This is a genomic window from Pedobacter ginsenosidimutans, assembly GCF_001442625.1.
Lineage (GTDB): Bacteria > Bacteroidota > Bacteroidia > Sphingobacteriales > Sphingobacteriaceae > Pedobacter > Pedobacter ginsenosidimutans.
Map to the genome: position 1 here is coordinate 38951 of NZ_LMZQ01000008.1, position 20602 is coordinate 59552.

At 37.4% G+C, this 20602-nt stretch carries 15 protein-coding genes; 9 read left to right on the forward strand and 6 right to left on the reverse strand.

What is annotated here, in order from left to right; all coding sequences use genetic code 11:
* Position 1 precedes the first annotated feature (1 nt).
* The 6 genes from porG (at position 2) to murI (ending at position 6615) form a co-directional block, all read left to right on the forward strand.
* Complete coding sequence (gene porG / locus ASU31_RS13195) at positions 2-799, forward strand: type IX secretion system protein PorG (RefSeq protein WP_057932774.1); 798 nt, start codon at positions 2-4, stop codon at positions 797-799.
* A 19-nt stretch (positions 800-818) separates the two neighbouring features.
* Complete coding sequence (locus ASU31_RS13200; protein WP_057932775.1) at positions 819-1559, forward strand: undecaprenyl pyrophosphate synthase; 741 nt, start codon at positions 819-821, stop codon at positions 1557-1559.
* Positions 1560-1708: 149 nt separating this feature from the next.
* Positions 1709-4252 (forward strand): outer membrane protein assembly factor BamA, encoded by a 2544-nt coding sequence (gene bamA, locus ASU31_RS13205; protein WP_057932776.1) that lies wholly within the window; start codon positions 1709-1711, stop codon positions 4250-4252.
* Positions 4253-4352: 100 nt separating this feature from the next.
* A complete protein-coding gene (locus ASU31_RS13210) occupies positions 4353-4883 on the forward strand; it encodes an OmpH/Skp family outer membrane protein (RefSeq protein WP_057932777.1) in 531 nt (176 codons plus the stop codon).
* A gap of 63 nt (positions 4884-4946) precedes the next feature.
* Positions 4947-5525 (forward strand): OmpH/Skp family outer membrane protein, encoded by a 579-nt coding sequence (locus ASU31_RS13215; protein WP_057932778.1) that lies wholly within the window; start codon positions 4947-4949, stop codon positions 5523-5525.
* Between the two features lie 274 nt (positions 5526-5799).
* The gene (gene murI / locus ASU31_RS13220; protein ID WP_057932779.1) at positions 5800-6615 is read left to right on the forward strand and encodes a glutamate racemase; all 816 of its coding nucleotides are present in this window, start codon (positions 5800-5802) and stop codon (positions 6613-6615) included.
* A gap of 467 nt (positions 6616-7082) precedes the next feature.
* Here murI and ASU31_RS13225 read toward each other — a convergent pair whose 3' ends face one another.
* The 4 genes from ASU31_RS13225 to ASU31_RS13240 are packed head-to-tail and all read right to left on the reverse strand — an operon-like array spanning position 7083 to position 13812.
* Entirely contained in the window at positions 7083-8222 is a 1140-nt protein-coding gene (locus tag ASU31_RS13225) for a cytochrome-c peroxidase (RefSeq protein WP_057932780.1), read from the reverse strand.
* 3 nt (positions 8223-8225) lie between these two features.
* Positions 8226-9755, reverse strand: coding sequence for a DUF6850 family outer membrane beta-barrel protein (locus ASU31_RS13230; RefSeq protein WP_157258004.1), 1530 nt, complete (start codon positions 9753-9755; stop codon positions 8226-8228).
* A 5-nt stretch (positions 9756-9760) separates the two neighbouring features.
* Entirely contained in the window at positions 9761-11101 is a 1341-nt protein-coding gene (locus ASU31_RS13235; RefSeq protein ID WP_057932782.1) for a DUF4876 domain-containing protein, read from the reverse strand.
* A 2-nt stretch (positions 11102-11103) separates the two neighbouring features.
* Positions 11104-13812 carry a TonB-dependent receptor gene (locus ASU31_RS13240; RefSeq protein WP_057932783.1) on the reverse strand — a complete coding sequence of 903 codons (2709 nt, stop codon included), beginning with the start codon at positions 13810-13812 and terminating at the stop codon, positions 11104-11106.
* A 231-nt stretch (positions 13813-14043) separates the two neighbouring features.
* On the opposite strand from ASU31_RS13240, the gene ASU31_RS13245 reads away from it, so the two are divergent.
* The gene (locus ASU31_RS13245) at positions 14044-15945 is read left to right on the forward strand and encodes an amidophosphoribosyltransferase (protein WP_057932784.1); all 1902 of its coding nucleotides are present in this window, start codon (positions 14044-14046) and stop codon (positions 15943-15945) included.
* Positions 15946-16391: 446 nt separating this feature from the next.
* On the opposite strand, the gene ASU31_RS13250 is transcribed toward ASU31_RS13245, so the two are convergent.
* Positions 16392-17018: a LysE family translocator gene (locus ASU31_RS13250; protein ID WP_057932785.1), complete on the reverse strand. Its 627-nt coding sequence runs from the start codon at positions 17016-17018 to the stop codon at positions 16392-16394.
* Positions 17019-17162: 144 nt separating this feature from the next.
* Here ASU31_RS13250 and ASU31_RS13255 point away from each other — a divergent pair, with 144 nt between their 5' ends.
* Complete coding sequence (locus tag ASU31_RS13255; protein ID WP_057932786.1) at positions 17163-18599, forward strand: MFS transporter; 1437 nt, start codon at positions 17163-17165, stop codon at positions 18597-18599.
* 64 nt (positions 18600-18663) lie between these two features.
* Positions 18664-19122: a deoxycytidylate deaminase gene (locus ASU31_RS13260; RefSeq protein ID WP_029274099.1), complete on the forward strand. Its 459-nt coding sequence runs from the start codon at positions 18664-18666 to the stop codon at positions 19120-19122.
* A gap of 285 nt (positions 19123-19407) precedes the next feature.
* On the opposite strand, the gene ASU31_RS13265 is transcribed toward ASU31_RS13260, so the two are convergent.
* Positions 19408-20190 (reverse strand): hypothetical protein, encoded by a 783-nt coding sequence (locus ASU31_RS13265; RefSeq protein WP_057932787.1) that lies wholly within the window; start codon positions 20188-20190, stop codon positions 19408-19410.
* Between the last annotated feature and the right edge of the window lie 412 nt (positions 20191-20602).

The window sequence follows — 20602 nt, forward strand, 5'->3', positions numbered from 1 at the left end:
TATGACGCCAACGAAACCTCTGTTAATTCTCCTCTTTTTTATCTTTAGCGGACAAATTCTTCGTGCGCAAGAAGGAACATGGGAAGTTGGGCTAATGGCTGGAGGGGCAGGCTACATGGGCGATCTCAATCAGAACAATCCTTTGCAGATCAGCGGTTTTTCGGGTGGTGCTTATGTAAAGCGGAACTTTAACCAATATTTGGGTGTTCGCTTAAATTATACTTATGGGCAGGTTAAGGCAGATGATGCTAATTCTAGTAATGAGCAGTTTCGCGAAAGAAACCTGCGTTTTAAAACAGCATTAAACGAATTTAGCGGTTTGATCGATTTTAATTTTTTTAACTTCAATATAGGTGGCGGAACCAGACAATTCACTCCTTACCTTTTTACCGGTGTTGGTTTAGTTGTTTTTAAACCTACGGTAAAAATTGATGGTGAAAGATACCGGTTAGATCGGCTCGCGACCGAAGGTCAGGAAAATGGTTACAGCAATGCTGTTTTAACTATCCCATATGGATTAGGGCTAAGGTATAATTACAAAAACACCTGGAGTGTTTTTACCGAACTCGGTTACCGGACACCACTTACCGATTATATTGATGATGTGAGCGGCCGCTATCCGGTTAATCCTGTAATCGTTGGAAATGGCCAAAATCAGGTCAATTTATCCGATCCTTCACGCTACCAAATCGGACAAACGGGTACCCAAAGAGGCGATTTTCGAAAAAGGGACACTTATCTATTTGTTAGTGTTGGCATATCTTTTACCTTTGTATCCTCAAAATGCTATTCCTTTTAAGCTGATTTTGACATAATTAATGGGATTTAAAGAACAAATAGACTATAGCCGCCTGCCAAAGCACATTGCCGTAATCATGGATGGTAATGGAAGATGGGCAAAAGGCCAGGGTAAAGTGCGGGTTTTCGGACATGAACAAGGTGTACTTTCTGTAAAAGATATTGTAGAAGGTTGTGTTGAAGTAGGTATTGAGTACCTCACTTTATATGCTTTTTCTACAGAAAATTGGAACAGGCCCAAAGAAGAAGTAGATGCTTTGATGCAGATTCTGATTTCTACCATCAACAAAGAAACCGAAACACTTAATAAAAACAATATTAAGCTGAATGCCATTGGTAATATTGCATCTTTGCCTCAAGAATGTATAGATGATTTAAAAGAAGCCATGGAAAAGACTGCCCATAACGAAAAATGTACTTTAACGTTAGCGTTGAGCTATAGTGCAAAGTGGGAGATTTTAGAAGCTGCTAAAAAAATCGCATCGGCAGTAAAAGACAATGCCATTTCTTTGGATGATATAAACGAAGACCTGTTTTCATCAAAACTGACAACTGTAAATATACCCGATCCGGAATTGATGATCAGAACAAGTGGGGAGCACCGTATCAGCAATTATCTGCTTTGGCAAATGGCTTATACTGAGTTTTATTTTACCGATGTTTTATGGCCGGATTTCAGACGAGAAGATCTTTTCGAGGCTATTGTAGACTATCAAAAACGCGAACGCCGTTTTGGTAAAATTAGTGAGCAATTAAACTAATTTTTCTTTTAACACTTTTTAACAAGCGTTTAAACTAACTTAGCACCACTTTTATACGATAAATGAAACCATAATAAGGGAACAACGTAAAGAAATTTTGCTTTATAAAATATCGTTACCTTTTGGCCATTACTGAACAAATAATTTTAATGAAAAGAATATTTCAAGTTTTAATCCTACTAGTTTTAGCCGCTCCGGCCTTCGCTCAAGTACGTCCACAAGGTCAGGCACCGGTAACCCCTTCTTTAAAGGTTGGTGGCTTAGATCTCGATTATTTTAGTCCAAAAGAATACATCATTGGCGGTACCACGGTAACCGGAACCCAGTATTTAGATAAAGAAGTATTAATTACCTTATCTAAACTGACTAAAGGCGATAAAATCGTTCTTCCTGGCGAGGCAACTTCTGAGGCAATTAAAACGTTGTGGGCGCAGGGATTGTTTGATGATGTTAAACTTAACATCGAAAAATTTGTTCAGGATTCGGTTTATTTTGAAATTGAAGTAGTGGAGCGCCCGCGTTTAAGTTCTATCGATTTAAAAGGTATCCGTAAATCTGAAAAAACTGCAATTCAAGAAAAGCTAAATGATAAAACAGGTAAAATCGTAAATGATAACCTGTACAACACCACCTCAGCCATTGTTAAAAAATACTTATTGGATAAGGGCTTTTTCTTTACCCAGATCGATTACAAAACGCGTAAAGATCCGAATGCAGAAAACAGTGTGGTATTAGAAGCAAATATCGATAAAGGTCACCGTGTTAAAGTACAGCACATCGATTTTACCGGGAACAAAGATTTTAAATCAGCAAAACTTAGAAAATACCTTAAAACCCCTAAACAATTTGCCTGGTGGCGCTTTTGGGGCTCCGGAAAATTCGCAAAAGAGAAATACGAAGAGAATAAGGTAAAAATGATTGCCAAAATGCACGAGAAAGGTTATCGTGATGCTGAATTATTAAAGGATACCATTTACCAGCACAACAAGAAAAAGGTTAACATCAGGATGGACCTTTACGAAGGGAAAAAATATTACTTCGGTAATATTACCTGGGCAGGTAATGCCATTTATCCGGATAGTATTTTGCAAAAAGTATTAACCATCGAAAAAGGTGATGTTTTTAGTGAAGAAAAATTAAATAAAAAATTAAACGGTGGTGGCGAAAACGGTGGCGACATTAACAGTATGTATACCGATAATGGATATTTAACTTTTAATATCGATCCGGTACAGACCAAAATTTATGGCGATACTGTTGATGTGGAATTACGCATGTACGAAGGACCACAGTATACCAACAACCGCATTACTTTAAAAGGTAATACCATCACAAACGATAAAGTTGTTTTACGTGAGATCCGTACCAAACCAGGACAGAAATTTAACAAAAGTGATTTGATCCGTACCATCCGCGAAATCGGTCAATTGGGTAACTTCGACGAGTCTAAAACTGTACCTACACCTCGTCCTAACCCGGCAGATGGTACTGTAGATATTGAATATGCTGTAGAAGAGAAACCTTCCGATCAGATTGAGTTATCAGGTGGTTTTGGTGGTGGCCGTATCATTGGTACATTAGGTTTAACTTTCAATAACTTTTCGTTACGTAACTTATTTAATTTAAAAGCTTACAAACCATTGCCAAAAGGTGATGGGCAGAAATTAAGCTTACGTGGACAAACCAATGGTAAATATTACCAATCGTATAGTTTCTCATTTTCACAACCTTGGTTTGGTGGCGAGAAACCAGTAAGTTTTGGTGTGAGCGCGTTTACTTCATTACAATCTAATGGATTAAGTTCTGATAACGCACAGTTTCAAAAAATACGTTTAAACGGTGTAACGGTTAGTTTGGGTAGAAGATTAAACTGGCCAGATAACTATTTCCAGTTAAGCCATGCCGTGAGTGTACAACAGTATATCTTAAATAACTATTCAGGATATTTATTCAATACGGGTACATCTTATAATATAAGCTTATCACAGGAGATTAGCCGCGATTCAAGAGATTCGCCAATCTTCCCTAAATCTGGATCATTCTTACGTTTCACCATTCAGGCAACGCCTCCATTTTCATTGTTAAATAAAACAAACTATGCAACGGCATCTGACAGGGAGAAATATCGCTTTACTGAATATCATAAATGGAAATTCGATTCACAATGGTATCAACGTGTAGCCGGTAACCTGGTAATCAAAGCTCAGGCACAGTTTGGTTTCTTAGGACAATATAACAAAGCAGTTGGGCAGTCAGCATTCGAGCGTTTTAAATTGGGTGGTGATGGGATGCAGGGATTCGATTTCTTGCAGGGATCTGAGCTGATCGCGATGCGTGGTTACGCAAACAATGCTGTTATTCCGAATGGATCCGATCCGGCCGTAGCACAGCAATCAGGTAGCCCAATTTATACTAAATATGTATTAGAGGCCCGTTATCCGGTTATTGCAAGCCAACAAGCCACAGCATTCGTTTTGGCCTTTGCTGAGGCTGGTAACACCTGGAACAGATTTGGTGATTTTAATCCTTTTAACGTGAGAAGATCAGTAGGTGTAGGCGCAAGAATCTTCCTTCCTATATTTGGTTTGTTGGGTATCGATTATGGACATGCGTTTGATACCATACCTGGTCTATCAGACGGAGGAAAGCAAAACTTTACATTTAGTATCGCACAACAATTAGGTGGATTTTAATTGATAAAGAACAAAAAATTAACTAATTATGCAATAAATCATTGCAATAGGAGTTTAAAGAAAGCTTAGGTTATTAACTATATCATTAACACACACACAAATGAAGAAGTATCTTTTTATCGCATTCCTGCTTTGCACTTCTTTCGGTGCCTTTGCACAGAAGTTTGCTTATGTAGACACGGAGTATATTTTAAAGCATTTACCAGAATATAAATCGGCATTAAGTCAATTAGATGTTGCCTCTAAACAATGGCAGCAACAGGTAGATCAGAATTTTTCTGAAATTGACAGGATGTACAAAGCTTATCAGGCCGATCAGGTTTTGTTAACCGATGATATGCGCAAGCGCCGTGAAAACGAGATTATAGAAAAAGAAAAACAAGCTAAAGAATTTCAACGTTCTAAGTTTGGGCCAGATGGGGATCTTTTTCAAAGCAGGGTAAAATTAATTAAACCCATTCAGTATAAAGTAGCCGAGGCGATTAAACAGATTGCAAAATCTAAATATTTAGACTTTATTTTCGATAAGAGCAGTGAAGCAACAATGATGATTTATGCAAGTAGCAGTTACGATGTTAGTAATGACGTAATTGTAAAATTAGGTTATAAACCAGGGACTGTAAATAATTAGTATATTCGCCCCTGATTTTTGAAGAAAAACAATTAGAAAAAAATAAAAAAGTAAAATAAAACGATGAGAAAGTTAATTAACGTATTCTTTGTAGCAGCAGGGTTATTGTTTACAGCGAATATGGCAAGTGCACAACAAAAATTGGGTCACATTAATTCTGAGGAGGTATTTGCAAATTTACCAGAGGCTAAAACAGCTCAAACTACTTTAGAAACCTTAGGTAAACAAAAGCAAGCCGATATTGATGCAATGATCAAAGAATATCAAAGTAAAATGGCTGCTGCAGAAGCTAAGCAAAAAACTTTGAGTGAGGCTAACAAAGAAACAGTGGGTAAAGAATTACAAGCTGCAGGTCAGGAACTACAGGATTTAGAAAAACGCATTACTGATGCGCGTACTAAAGCTTCACAAGATATAGGTACTAAACAAGGTGAATTATTCCAACCTATCCAGGCTAAAGTTGCAACTGCAATTTCTGCTGTAGCTAAAGAAAAAGGTTTAGCTTACGTTTTCGATATCGCGAACGGACAAGGTGGTAACAATTTAGTTTTCTGGGATGGTGGTGATGATATTACTGCTTCAGTAAAAACTAAATTAGGAATCACTGCAACTGCTGCAAAACCAGCAGCACCTAAAAAGTAGTTCTGAATCTAGAGTAAGGAGCCCAAAATCTCCTTACCAGTTCAAAATATAAAGCGGAATTAAGTTTAACTTAGTTCCGTTTTTTTGTTTACACAGTTTCGTCATGCTGAATTTATTTCAGCATCTTTGATTTTTAACTTCAGCGTAGCAGATCCTGACCACGAAGTAGCTATTAGGCCTTTAAAACAATAATAACGACTAATAAAACAAGTTCAGGAAGAAGACCGTTTTAAAGATTCAACTTTTCAATATTTATCTATAACTTTCCAACACAATGAAGGCTTCGCCCATAGGTATTTTCGATTCAGGTTATGGTGGTTTAACGGTTTTTCGTTCTATTGCCGATAAATTGCCCGATTACAATTATATCTATTTAGGCGATAATGCCCGTTCTCCCTATGGCGACCATTCCTTCGAGACCATTTATAAATATACTTTAGAATGCGTAGAATGGCTTTTTGCTAAAGGATGCCATTTGGTTATCCTGGCCTGCAACACAGCATCTGCAAAAGCGCTTAGGACAATCCAGCAGAAGGATTTGCCAAGCAAGTATCCTGATAGAAGAGTGCTTGGCGTAATCAGGCCTACAGCTGAGGTAATTAATGGTTATACGAGCACTAAATCGGTAGGTGTAATGGGAACCAGAGGTACGGTTAATTCTCAATCTTATCTTTTAGAGATCAATAAATTTTTTCCGGAGATTAAGGTTTACCAGCAAAGCTGCCCAATGTGGGTTCCACTGATCGAAAACAACGAACACTTACAACCCGGCGCAGATTTTTTTATAAGTGAGTATTGCGATCAATTACTTAACCAATCGGCAGCTATCGATTGTGTATTACTGGCCTGTACACACTACCCCTTATTAATGCCTAAACTAAGGAACGTATTCCCAAGCCATATAAGCGTTTTAACGCAAGGCGAGATTGTAGCCAATAGTTTAGCTGATTATTTAAAGCGACATTCTGAGATCGAAGAAAAACTAGCTAAACAGGGTGAAAGACATTTCTATACCAGCGGTGATCCTGCAGTTTTTGATGAACACGCCTCTATTTTTTTCGGGGAGCCCTTGAAATCGGATAAGATGTAATGGATTGTTAAATAGCCGGATTGTTTGATTGTTGACGGCCAATCGCCAGCTGGAATCGGTTAACTGTCAAATGCAAATTATAACTGGCAACCGATGTATGGTTAGTACTGTTCACTAAAATGAAATGTTAACGGATTGAGGATGTTCTTTGGCAAAGCTATGCTTTTCAAGACAGGTAGGAATGTATTTTAAGACCATTTTTGATCGGGTGCGCTTCGTACTTGCTGGCGGACAGCATTGACCCTGACTCACCGAAGAAAGCCCCAAAGCAGCGTCTGGCTTTACCTTTTAGGTAAAGCCAGGGTAAAGAAAAGGTAACCCTGGGGTTATCTTGGGGTTAACCTGGTAGCAACAAAGGGTAAAGAACAGGTAAAGCAGGGGTAATTAAATACAGCCCTTTCGCTGGCTGTTCTATACTGAATGTCGTTTAACTGCCTCTAAACGCCCAACTCAACACTCCAGGCTAATTACTGTGGCAATTGCGCTACCCTGGTCAGTACTGTAGGAGAAGATAATGCTTCTAAAAAGGCAACAACTGCATCTTTTTCTGCAATACTTAATTTTAACCCTTTTAATAGCTTATCGTTTTTAGGTAGTAAAGGATCATTTACCTGTTCCGGTTTCACACGTTGTATCGGCATACCCACATTGTACATGTTCATTACGCCATCCATATCAGGGAATAAACCATTATGAAACCAGGGAGCCGTTTTCATAACGTTTCTCAGTCCGGGAGTTTTGAACTTACCTACGTCTTCTGGTTTCTTGGTTACATTGTATAACCCTAGGTCTTCATATTTACGGCCATAATAGGTTAAACCATCATTGTGAAATTCGTTATCGGTAAAAAATGGTCCGTTATGACAATTAATGCAGCGTGCTTTGGTGCGGAATAAATGTAAGCCGACTAATTGTTGATCAGTCAACGCTTTTTTGTCTCTAGCCAGGAAACGATCAAAAGGGGTTCTTCTACTCACAATACTGCGTTGAAAAGTAGCCAGACTTTCGAAAATCCTTTTATTGGTAATTTCTTTTGAGCCAAATGCAGCCGTGAAAAAAGGCTGATAACCTTTAATTTTACCGAGTTTTTTGGGTAAAACTTTCATGTCCTGGTGCATCTCGTTATGGGCCGCCACCGGACTGCCGGCCTGCTCTTCTAAACTAGCCGCTCTGCCATCCCAGAACAGGCGTTTGTAAAACCAAACATTCTCCAGTGATGGTGCATTTCTGATATTGGTTAAATGATCGTGACCTACAGAAACCTGACGGCCATCTGTCCAATGTAAATCTGGTGCATGGCAGCTCGAACACGAAATCTGGTTCGAACCCGACAAACGCGGATCGAAAAATAAAATTTTACCCAGCTCCACTACATTTTTTACCGAGTCGTTTTTTAAATCAACAGGAGAGGGTGGAAGCTCTCCCAATTCCTGAAAAACGGCACCCTGATCTACCGTAGGTTTGGGCCACTGATCGGTAGGTTTTGAATAAACTTTGCGCAGGCTATCTATGCTCAGTTCATCGTCGTCATTAAAATCAGCTGATTGAAAAGAAAATAGAATTAATCCGGTAAGGGCTAAAGCAAGAAGGGCAAAAATTTTATTCATGGGTTAAAAATATAGGTTTAGGGCTAAATTGAAATCAAAATAATTTTTGCCCGGGATAAAGGTTGCATCTAAATTTGATGTTGGCGTTCCTAAGTTTCTGAAATAGGTAGATTTAAAAGAAACTCCTGTTCGGAATTTATTGATTAATTTTTCTGTGGTATAATTAACTAAAAATTGTAATTCACCAACATTGCTGCTCCAGTATAAATAATCTGGATAGGCCACCCCACGTGTAAAAATATTTATCTGAGTTGTTGGAACAATTACATCAGAATTAATTGGAACACGTGCTCCTACAGAAAGTTCAGTTGATAAAAAATCACCTTTTAACTTATTCCAATATATCGTTCCGCCAATTTGTGGATTTATATAGCTATATTGTAAAGTGTGGCTAGCCGCGGCATCTTTCTGATAAAAATCCTTATAATTTGCTTTAGCAAACCAGGCGACGGCATTGTTATTAAATTGTGGTTTAAAATGACTGTAACTTAAACTAACATCAGCTACTTTTAAGGTATAGTTTCTTGCATTTAAACGCACCAGATTATCATCGCCCGTGTTCTGACTTGCTTCAATTGAAACTTGATGATTTGTTTTATTAATCCTTTTGTTCAGGACTAAATTTATTTTATAAGTTTCTAACTGATACGTTCCGAAATCCTGATCGTTTATGGAGTTATCTTTAACAAGTTGATTTACTTCTTTAGAAACCAAATAGCTCAACTTTCCATTCATATTCCAATCAGAAAATTTTCCCGAATAATTTAATTTTAGTCCTGTGTAAGTATTTCTTCTTATGAAATTTGTAGTATTGATTTCTAAAAATCCATAACCAAAATTTAAATATGATATTCTGTCAGGGTAAAGTTGTGAGCCTCCGTAATTATCATTTTTATAACCAACCTCAATTTTTTCGTCACCATAACCTGCTATTATTCCTAAACCAATCGTGCTTTTTTTAAGTTTTAATGCTATTTCTGGGCTAAAAACTATCTTATATGTTGTTACCAATGATCTTGGATCTACTGATCTAGCGCTAGAATTGTATAGGTAATCTATTCCTGTTCCAATGAAAAGTTTATCCTTTAAAAGGTTATAAGATATTAAACCACCACCCAGGTATTTCTGGCGCTCAAATGTACCTGCTTTACCAGCAATAAAATAATACGGGGTGTAGTTGTCTTCAATTCCTTTTTGACTAAAAGCTAGGCTATCCTGCCAGGTTCTGGCAAATGAGAAATAGCCATAAAGCTTAAAACGATCTATAGTGCTAACCCCTTCTGTAGCAAAAGACGCGGAACTTGATTTTTCAGCTTGCTGTGCTTGTCTGAAATGGCCTTTTTGATAATTGTAGTTCAATCCAAAATATGCTGCTTTTTCAATATCAGTATTATGGAGTTGAGTAATGCCCCACTTTAAAGATTGGAAATTTTGGTCTGCCTGTTTATCCAAAAAGATACTATCTGCAGTTGTTTGTGCACAAACAACTGCAGAAAAGAATATGATAAAATTGATTGTTATTAGAAACCTCACTTTTTTTACTTAAAAACGGTTTTTGTTGGATCTGCAATAGTCAGATAATCAAAATCTGCTGTTGAGTTATTGGTGTCTTTTAAGATTCTTCTACCGCCGGCTGTGGTTGAAGTTTTACGGATTACGGACTGCGATGAATAAGAACCTCCTGCGGTAAAAGTAAAACCGGCATCTACGGCATCAGGAATTCTTTTTGCAGCACGGCTGGCAGTTGTAGTATGTGCAATATCTATCCCATCTATAATTAAATTTATTGGAAGCTGTAAATATAGCTTTGTTGCGCTAGTAATTGCAGTTGCTTCAGGCTCAGCATATGCCAGTAATAATGAAGGATTTGTGTTTGTTTTGAAAATAACAACTGCCTCATATCCGTTCGAATTAAAAACCATATCGCTGATATACCCTGTATTAAGAACTTTTAAGTTTGGAACTAAAGGATTGTCTATGTCAGAAGCATACGGGGTATTACCAGCTATATCTCCATAATAGACTTCAAAATCTGCCTTACTCAGGTCAATTGTTAAACTTGGGTCTTTTACCGAATATGCTGTTCCCGTTGGTCCAACGTAAGAGGCTTTGTGATTAAGTGCATTCTGAGCAATGATAATACTTGTGCCTGGTTGCACAGGGTACGTTTTACCTGTACCCTGAATCATATATAATGTTTTCAAATACACATAATCGGTATTAGGATTGGCTGCTTTCATATTCAATGAATTGGCCCAGTTAAATTGTCCATTAGATTGAAAAGCGGGTTGTGTTACATCTACGCCTGATACTTTTGTACTTTTTCCATGCACCATAGAAATGTATAGGCTATCAGCATACAATACTTCATTAGAATTGTTAAATATTTCTATAAATTGATCTCTAAAAACTGCACCATTTGTGGTACTAGAGCCACCATAATAAACCTGTTTAATTACCCAGTTGCCTAGAGTTCCTGATTTTAATGTTATGGCTAAAGCCCCATTACTTGCTGTAACATTAGTTTCTAAACTGCCATTAAATACAATATCTTGAACAATATATGTTCCTGTGAGAGTGGTATAGTCTGCTGCCTTAATGGTTAAGCTTGCTACAGCGCTGTAATTTCCAGGGGTTATGCTTGCAAAAACAACTTTACCATCTTTATCTGCCTTGGCCTTATTTATTGTGCCATCCATTTTATTGGTCAAGGTAATCTCAGTTCCGGTTAAAGATAATCCTAGATCTTTTGTCGCTGCATCAAAGCTTAATTGAAAAGTAGCTTGGACCGGTTGCACTTCATCAAGGGCATTTTTTTTACAAGCTGCCAAAAATATAACCAGGCAGGCTAAGAAGGGAAGTAGGGATTTTTTCATCATAATTAAAATTTAATTGATAATTCTGCTCCAACGCTTGTTGGATATGAATAGGTGGTAACTGAATTGGTATCAGGGTTATAGTATCTATACCTGACATTTAAAAAATTATATGCGTTTACTGATATTCTTAAATTCTGTTTGATTTCTTTTGAAATGCGAATAGACATGTTTACATATGAAAATGGTAGTCTGGTTTTGCTGTTTGCGGCTGATGTTAAGCTTAAGTAACCATATTCGGCGTTATTTCGGTCAAAGGCTGGAATATCATGTTTTACCATATCGATATCGTAATAAGCTATAGGTAAATAGCTATCTGCAAGCGTTTTACTTACGGTTTGCCACGAGATATCAGCAAGAAGATTAACTACAAAACCCAATTTCGGAATATGTGTAGTTGCACTAAATTTGCTCATTAAATTCCAATTATAATATTCATTGGCTGGGTAAATTCCAAACCAGGCTACTTTCCCTAAATCGATATTTGCCTGACTAGTTGGTATTACCCTCTGAGCCGAATTATGATATAGACTATAATTAAAAGAAGTATTTAAACTAAAGCTGGTTTGGATTGCCTCAATTTTTTTAAATGATAAGGACCATTCTAAACCATAGTTTTTAGAATCTAAATCGTTGCCAACAGTATTAATACCAACATACCGCCTACTGTAAGAGCTATTTGGAGTTACAATAGGCCTGGCTCCTTGTACATAGGTATAATCGTATTCAGGAAGTACATATGTTTTATAAACTGTATTATCGCTAAAACCGTTAAAATCGTGTTTATAATAACCAAATAAAGAGGTGCTGAAAAGTGGTTTGGTCATTTTAAAGCCTAACTCGAACTGATTAGATTGACTCGATTTCAGGTTACTGTTATCAGCAACAATGCGGTCTGTATAAACAAGAAGGATACTTTCATTTACATATCCGGTGTATTTATTAAGGAGAATCAAATCAATGTAAGTTGGCGCCGGGTAACGATGGGCAAGGGTAGGACCTTTGGTTGAGATTCCATAAGCAGTGTTAACCTCAATGTCATTACTTAGCTTGTAATTCGCACTTAATCTTGGTTGGATATTTCCCTGCTGATTTTGTACATCATACCTCAGTCCCAGATTGAAATTTAGATCCTTTTTGAAGAATTTAAATTTGAAATTATCTTGTAAATAGGCACCATAATTAATAATATCAGGTAAGCTCTCAAAATCGTATGGCCTATCATTTTGATAAGCTGTATTTGCCCACCTCGGTTTTGATGGATCTACAATTACTCCCATTCCTGCATTTCGTGAATAGTAAGCATTACCACCTATAGTAATTTGATGTAGTAACTTTCCGGTATAGATTTCATTTGATAATCCAATGTTCCCATTAAAATTTAGCGGTTTACCTGCTATGTTTTCTACAGATAAATAGTTTCCTGGGATAAAATAGCCTTCATAAATTTCTCCAGAGGTATCCTTATCAGTTATCCCTTTAGTAGCGCCATTTAAATATCTTTGGTTGTAAGTTTCTTGATAACCCGAGCTATATCCTAAACTCATGTTTAGAGATTTAACAACATTATTGTTGATGTTAAGAGAGGTTCGATTGCTTACGCTTAAATTTCTAGACTTTGAATAGGTTCTAATTTCAAATCCATCATCAGGATCAATTTTTACATTATCAATTTTATAACTATAATCAATAGATAATGTGTTTTTTAATCCTTTAAGTAAGTAACTTGTCCACATTATATTACCGCTTAAGCGATCGTATACTTTGGTTTTATCGCTTGGATTTTCATTTGAATTAAGATAATTGGCGCTGAAATTTAGTGCACCCCATCTTTTATTGAGTTTATAGCCTTTAGAAAGAGAGAAGTTAGTTGAACCACCATTAATTCGCGCACTGAATTGATAAGGCGTTTTTCCTGCCTGCCTGTTTATGATTATAGCGCCATCAGTTAAATCTCCGTATTTAGCAGGTGTAACTCCTTGTATTACCTCTACGCTTTCAATGTTATCAACGGGGATGTCTCTTAAATCTAAGCCGCCAAATGGGGTGTCAAAGCTGCCATATGGTACACTATTAATTGTAGAGCCAACCCCCCATTTACTTACATTTTTATTTTGCATGTTGGCATTGTTCGATTGCTGAATATCATCTATAATAATAGCAACACCCAATGAATTGCTTAACGATTGTATTCCGGTGGCCTCACTGCGTAAGGTAATCGTTTGTGGGTTCTGTAAATCCGGAGCAACTAATTTTTTGCCGGGTAAATTGTTTAATACGTCGGCTAAACTAAATGCTTGAGTCTGTTCAAGTGCCTGCCTGTCAAAAACAATAGATGAGTTGGAGTTTTGGGTTTTTCTTACTTGGTTTACCTCCACATCTTTAAGTGTAAGGCTTAAATCCTGCATTCTAAAAATTAAAGAAGAGGCCGCACTTGCGAAAGGAAGTTTAGCTTCGATGGCTTTTTTACCAACATAACTTATTTTAAATTCGAAATCGGTTAACTGAGTTTTTGATGGAATGGAAAAGCTGAAATTGCCCAACGTATCAGTATAGGTATATCTTTGGATATTGGTAAGATTAACAATAGCGAATGGTATTGGTTGATTTTTTTCGTCAACGACCTTACCCTTTAAAACAACATTTTGTGCTAATGCAACTGATGCATACCCGCAGATAATCAACACAATAAAAACTTTTAAAAACTTTCTCAAACCCTGTAATCTTAATTAGACTAATTCTAATGATTCCGCAAAGATGGGTTTTTGACGGTTTTTAACAAAATTATTTAGATTAATTCTAGATAATTTAACATTTGTAGCCTAATTCTTACAATTGTGCGCTGTTTTAGTTGAATCAAAATAACGTCATGGTGACAAAAGAAAACACTTTTGTTTAGGTTGTAATGGTTTAAAAGGATAACTTTGCGGCTTCAAACCCACACAATGAGTGATCAGATAAAACACGAATGCGGAATCGCTTTTATTCGCCTGTTAAAACCACTTTCTTACTACCAGCAAAAGTACGGTACAGCACTTTACGGCCTTAACAAATTATACCTTTTAATGGAAAAACAGCATAACCGGGGCCAGGATGGCGCAGGTATTGCCACCATTAAGCTGGATATGAAACCGGGCAGTAGGTACATTAGCCGATACCGGAGCATGGCATCTAATGCGGTAGCAGATATCTTCGAATATGTACAGAACAAATTTGTCGATATCCAGGAAAACACGCCTGAATTAATGCAGGATACAGAATGGCTCAAAAACAACGTAAGCTTTATCGGCGAGGTGTTAATGGGCCATTTGCGTTATGGTACACATGGTAAAAACAGCATCGAAAATTGCCACCCTTTTTTAAGGCAAAACAACTGGATGACACGTAACCTGGTTATTGCGGGTAACTTCAACATGACGAATGTAGATGAGTTATTGGAGCAATTGTACGAGTTAGGTCAACATCCAAAAGAAAAAGCAGATACCGTAACGGTATTGGAAAAAATCGGTCACTTTTTAGATGATGAAAATCAGGAGCTTTTCGATCAGTATAAAAAGGAAGGACATGATAACGTTGCAATTACGCACAAAATATCAGATAACTTAGATATTGCGAACATTCTTCGCCGCTCAGCCAAAACATGGGATGGAGGTTATTCGATCTGTGGGATGGTGGGTAATGGCGATTCGTTCATTATGCGCGATCCGGCAGGTATCCGTCCGGCGTATTATTATTACGATGATGAGATTGTTGTAGCGGCATCGGAAAGGCCAGCTTTACAAACCGCATTTAATATCCAGTTTAAAGATGTTAAAGAGATCGATCCTGGGCATGCTTTAATTATCAAGAAAAACGGCGAGGTAAGCATGGAGCAGTTCCGCGAGCCTACCGAAAGATTATCTTGTTCGTTTGAGCGCATCTATTTCTCAAAAGGAAGTGATGTAGAAATTTACCGCGAGCGTAAACAGTTAGGCCGTTTATTAAGCGATAAAATCCTTCAGGCCGTTAATTACGATTTAAAAAATACAGTATTCTCATTTATTCCAAACACGGCAGAAGTAGCCTTTTTCGGAATGGTTGATGGTGTTCAGCAATATGTGCGCAGGCACCAGAAAGATATACTTTTACATAAAAAAGAAACATTAACAGATCAGCAGCTTGAAGACCTGTTATCTTTAGCACCCCGTGTAGAAAAGCTTGCGGTTAAGGATGTAAAACTGAGAACTTTTATTACTCAGGACGCAGACCGTAGCGAAATGGTTGCACATGTTTACGATACTACCTATGGTATTATCAATAACCACCAGGATACTTTAGTTGCATTGGATGATTCGATTGTACGTGGTACAACTTTAAAGCAAAGTATCATTAAAATTGTTGACCGTTTACATCCTAAGAAAATCATTATTGTTTCTTCTGCACCTCAGATCCGTTACCCTGATTGTTATGGTATCGATATGAGTAGGATGGGGCAGTTCGTTGCTTTCGATGCGGCTATTCAACTGTTAACGGAGCGTGGTATGTGGCAGGTGATAGAAGATGTTTACACCAAATGTAAAGCTTCGTTACTTTTACCAAAAGAGGAAATTGTAAATCACGTTAAGGAAATTTATAAACCGTTTACTCCAGAAGAAATTTCGGCTAAAATTGCACAGATTATTACGCCAAAAGGCACTGTTGCTGAGGTTGAAGTAATTTATCAAAGTTTAGAGAACCTGCACGAAGCTTGTCCGAAAAATAAAGGAGACTGGTATTTCTCAGGAAATTATCCTACCCCGGGTGGAAACAAAGTGGTTAATAAAGCTTTTGTTAACTGGAAAGAAGGAAACAACCAAAGGGCTTATTAATCCCTAAAATATTTTAAATAACAAATAGCTCATATTTTATATGGGCTATTTTTTTTGCGCTCATTTTCTGCCAGAGAGAACACTGGAGAAGAGCCCTTCGACTCCGCTCAGGGCGACATCGTTGCTCTCTACATTACCCTTAATTCATCTCAGGATCTTTCAAGGGATATGTAGATTTTACTACTGTCTTCCCCAATCTAAACCTGACATTCGCGTAAAGCCCGGAGCGAGGAACGAGTGAGGACTTGCAGCATAGGCAGGACTAACGCTTAATAACAGCATTGTACCTGCTTTTCAAAAAAAACAAAAAACTGTTTAGTAATTTTTGTCTGCCCTTCGACTCCGCCAAGGGTGACAAAACATGAAGAAATTCCGTGTGTTCTGTGTTTCCGTGGCTAACAACAAAACGTGTATACTGCGATTTGTTTATAATCTTTGGTAAAAACCTATGCGTAAAACTTCAGATAAGTTTTAATGATCAGCCAGAAGGCAAAGAAGATAATAACTACCCCGGCAATTTTATTGAGTTTCTTCAGTGCATCTTCTTTTATTTTATAACGGAGTTTGCTGGAGTAAAAACTCTTTGCACCGTCTATGCTCAATTGGGTGGCCATGGCGATAAAAAAGCAGACTAGTTTTTCGTTCAGCATGTTGTTCAGTTTAACCGAGATGATTCCGCTTACAATAATCCAGAACATTAAGGTAGAAGGAGTGAGGATGCACATTAAAAAACCTTTTATCACATAACCCCGTTTACTTACCTTTTGAAGCGTTGAACTATTATAGTGCACTGTTATTTTAGAAACCAGGTAATATATACCTACGGCTAACAAAAACAGGCCCCCAATGGTGCCTACATATTTATCAAATTCTGCTTTATAATCGAAAAACTGGCTCCCAAAAAGGACTAATCCAATTAAGATCACATCACTAATAATTACGCCAACAGCTAAAGAAAACCCAGCTTTGAAGCCCCTCTCTATGCTGGTTTTGATCATTGCAAAAAATACCGGCCCTGTTAAAAACGACGAAATAATCCCTGCTCCTATACCTAGTAATATGGCTTCAAACATGCATTGTATTGTTTATAATATGCGAATATGCAATTTTATACCTAAACATATAACATTTATTTTTGTTGCATAGGTTGCATAAAATTTACTGGTTTTCATTTTTTTTTTATTTATGTTTAGAGCCACTAAAACTAAATTTAAAAAATGAGTTCAGAACAAACACAAACCAAGTGGGGGCAATTTATTCCTTTGGTTACGGTATTCTTTTTCTGGGGCTTTGTAGCCGCCAGTAATGACATTTTAATACCGGTATTTAAAAAAGCTTTTGATTTATCGCAAGCCGAAAGTCAATTGGTTTCATTGGCATTTTATATAGCTTACACAGTTGGCGCTTTAATTTATAACGGTATTTCTGTTATAATAGGACAAGATATTGTAAACAAACTGGGTTATAAAAATTCGCTTGCGCTTGGCCTGGTTATTTCTGCACTTGGAACCTTATTGTTTTATCCAGCGGCAAACCTTCACTCGTTCCCTTTAATGCTTTCGGGTTTGTTTATCGTAGCCTTGGGTTTTTCATTACAACAAACAGTGGCGAATCCATTGGCAATTGCATTAGGTCCGATTACAACCGGCTCGCAACGTTTAACCTTGGCTGGCGGTATCAATAACTTTGGTACTACTATCGGCCCGCTAATTGTGAGTTTTGCTATTTTCGGTTCTGCAGCAAATGCATCTACCAATATCAGTGTAGAAAGTGTTAAAATTCCATATCTAATTTTGGGAGTTGCTTTTATTGCCGTTGCTATTTTCTTGAAAATGTCATCATTGCCTGATCGACCTGCTTTGGTGGAAGCCTCGGTTGATGATACTAAATCGATTAAGGGATCTGCTTTGCAATACCCACAATTGGTTTTGGGCATGATTGCTATTTTTGTTTACGTAGGCGTTGAGGTTTCTACCGCAAGTAACCTGCCTGCTTATATGGAGAAAGATTTAGGATTTGCCATAAAAGATATTGCACCTTATATCTCGTTATATTGGGCAAGTATGATGATTGGACGTTGGACAGGTGCTGTTGAAGCTTTTACTGATAATATCAGCACACAAAAAGTATTACGTTTTATTGCACCATATTTAGCTTTTGGTATTTTCTTAGCCGTAAATGCCATTGCAAAACATGATCTTGCTCCATTTTATGTATACGGTTTGATTATATTGGTGTTAATTGCTGCTGATATGGCGAGTAAAGGTAATCCAGCCAGAATGTTATTGATTTTTTCGGCAATTGGTATTACTGCACTATTAATCGGAATGTTTACCAAAGGAATGGTAAGTGTTTATGCCATTACCAGTGTAGGCTTATTCTGTAGCACTTTATGGCCTTGTATTTTTACCTTGGCAGTAAGCGGTTTAGGTAAACACACCAGTCAGGGAAGTAGCTTCTTAATTATGATGATTATGGGCGGTGGTATTATTAGCTGGGCACAAGGTGCAGTATCAGAATTTACAGGTATCCAATACAGTTATGTGGTTGGTATTATCTGTTTTGCTTACCTGGCATTTTATGCCTGGAGAGTAAGTGGGATTTTAAGATCGCAGGGAATTTCTTTCGATAAGAAACTTTCTGGCGGACATTAATTTTTAATAAAGTAATTTTGCAGCCACAGGGATTTATTTCTTTGTGGCTTTTTTGATTTTTATAATGGCAGATAAACCAAGTTTCGATTCGATATTTATGAACCTTGCCACCGATTTGGCAGCCCGTTCGCATTGCGTACGTGCACATGTAGGTGCAGTGCTCACAAAAGATACCCGTATTATTTCTATTGGCTACAATGGCCCGCCAGCTGGTACGCACAATTGCGACGAGGAATGGCCAGAACATGGCTGTGCGCGTGATAGTAAGGGAAGTTGCTCTTTAGCCTTACACGCTGAGGAGAATGCAATCCTGTATGCTTCTAAAAACGGATCGAAAATAGAAGGCTGTACTTTATACACCACCTTATCGCCCTGTATTGCCTGTGCCCGTTTGATTCTGTCGTCGGGAATTAAATTGGTGTATTATTCTAAATCGTATGCGGCTTACAAAGGTTTGCCCAGCGATGAAGGTGTAGACTTTTTACGAAAATTTGGGGTTGAGGTGGTTTTGATGGAATCGTAGAGGTCTATTTGTAGTTGCAAGTATTTCATATTGATTATTGTTACTGCAAATTGGCAACTGTAGACTGAAAACCGATTCATTAGTCATTGGTTCATGGCTTATTCATTAATTGTTTAAATCGACTCTGGATTTTTTTCCTTTAAACTTCCGCTCCGAGTATTTTGGTAGTCCATCTAAATCTATTTCTATGTGCTTGCGACGAGATATTTTGATAAAATATAGGCACTATGGATTTGACTTTAAATTACAAAGGGGTGATCTCTCGACCATCCCCAAACTAAACTATTACTCAATCCATTCTGATGGAGGTGGAGTTATCGAAGGCTCCTTAAAATTTGGATGTGCAATATAATAATGAATTACACCTTGACTATCTTTCAGCGCAGCAAGTTTAAATGTCACTAGTTTTGGTGGTCCAAGAGTACAATGTCCAAAACCTTGAAACCCAATTCTAGTAATTTTAACTTTTTGAATTGCTGGATTAAATGTTCTATCATAATATTTTTCTGCAACATCAAACTTATCCTCTGGATGGTCAACTAACCAACTGTTAGTTTGTTGAAACTGATTAAGAAAAACTGTAAAAGTTTCTCCAGCATCGTCTTTTCCGTTAAAGGTCATACTGCTCCAAGTACTTGTAATTTTTTGCACAGTAGGCGACCCGCAATCTATCCGAGTATAGGCAAATATTCTGGATGCACTTTCACTACTATTACCGGGATCACTCCCTAAAAGAGTACCAACTTCTCCAGTTGGATATTCTGGAGTTCCACCAATAACCGCAACGGCATATCCAACAGCATATCCTTCACGTAGTTGTACATGTGCCATCTGTATAGTGAAACCGTCCCAAGGAATCAGAGTTTTCCATTGTGTACCATCTCCGTAGGGGAATAATTCACTTTTTGCGTAAGATTCCCAATTCGGAACATTCGCTGATGCATTAGGTTTACCTGAAAAAGTCTCTAGTTCTTTCTCTGGTTCAATGATGCTGTCTTTTTTACAGCCATAAAAGGTAAAAGTTGCGGACAAAGCAAGGCCGAGCATTAAGCTTAAATGTTTTTTCATAGATATAGATTAAGTTTAGTAATTAATAGATGTAAGATATGTAAATCTTTATTAACTTGAATATAAGTATGGTAGATAATTAAATAAATCTAATTTCGAACCTATAGCTTTATTTACGGGTTTGAATATTTGCAAAATACTGATATTTAACTATATGGTTTATCAGCCACATCTAGTAAGTAGAATAACTTACCCTCCCCACACATACTTTGCAGGTAATTTCGCTATGTAACCCATTCACCAAGGATTTTACAGGGTGCAAACACATGAAGCAAAAATTAATAGTATTGCTAAATACCTCGTTTGCAAGCAAGGGCTTTAATAAAAAAGAATTAGAGAGTTTGTCCGATTTAATCATTGGACAACAGTAGCAAGCAGACAAGTATCTGGTGTTAAAAAGTCTGTTAAAGCC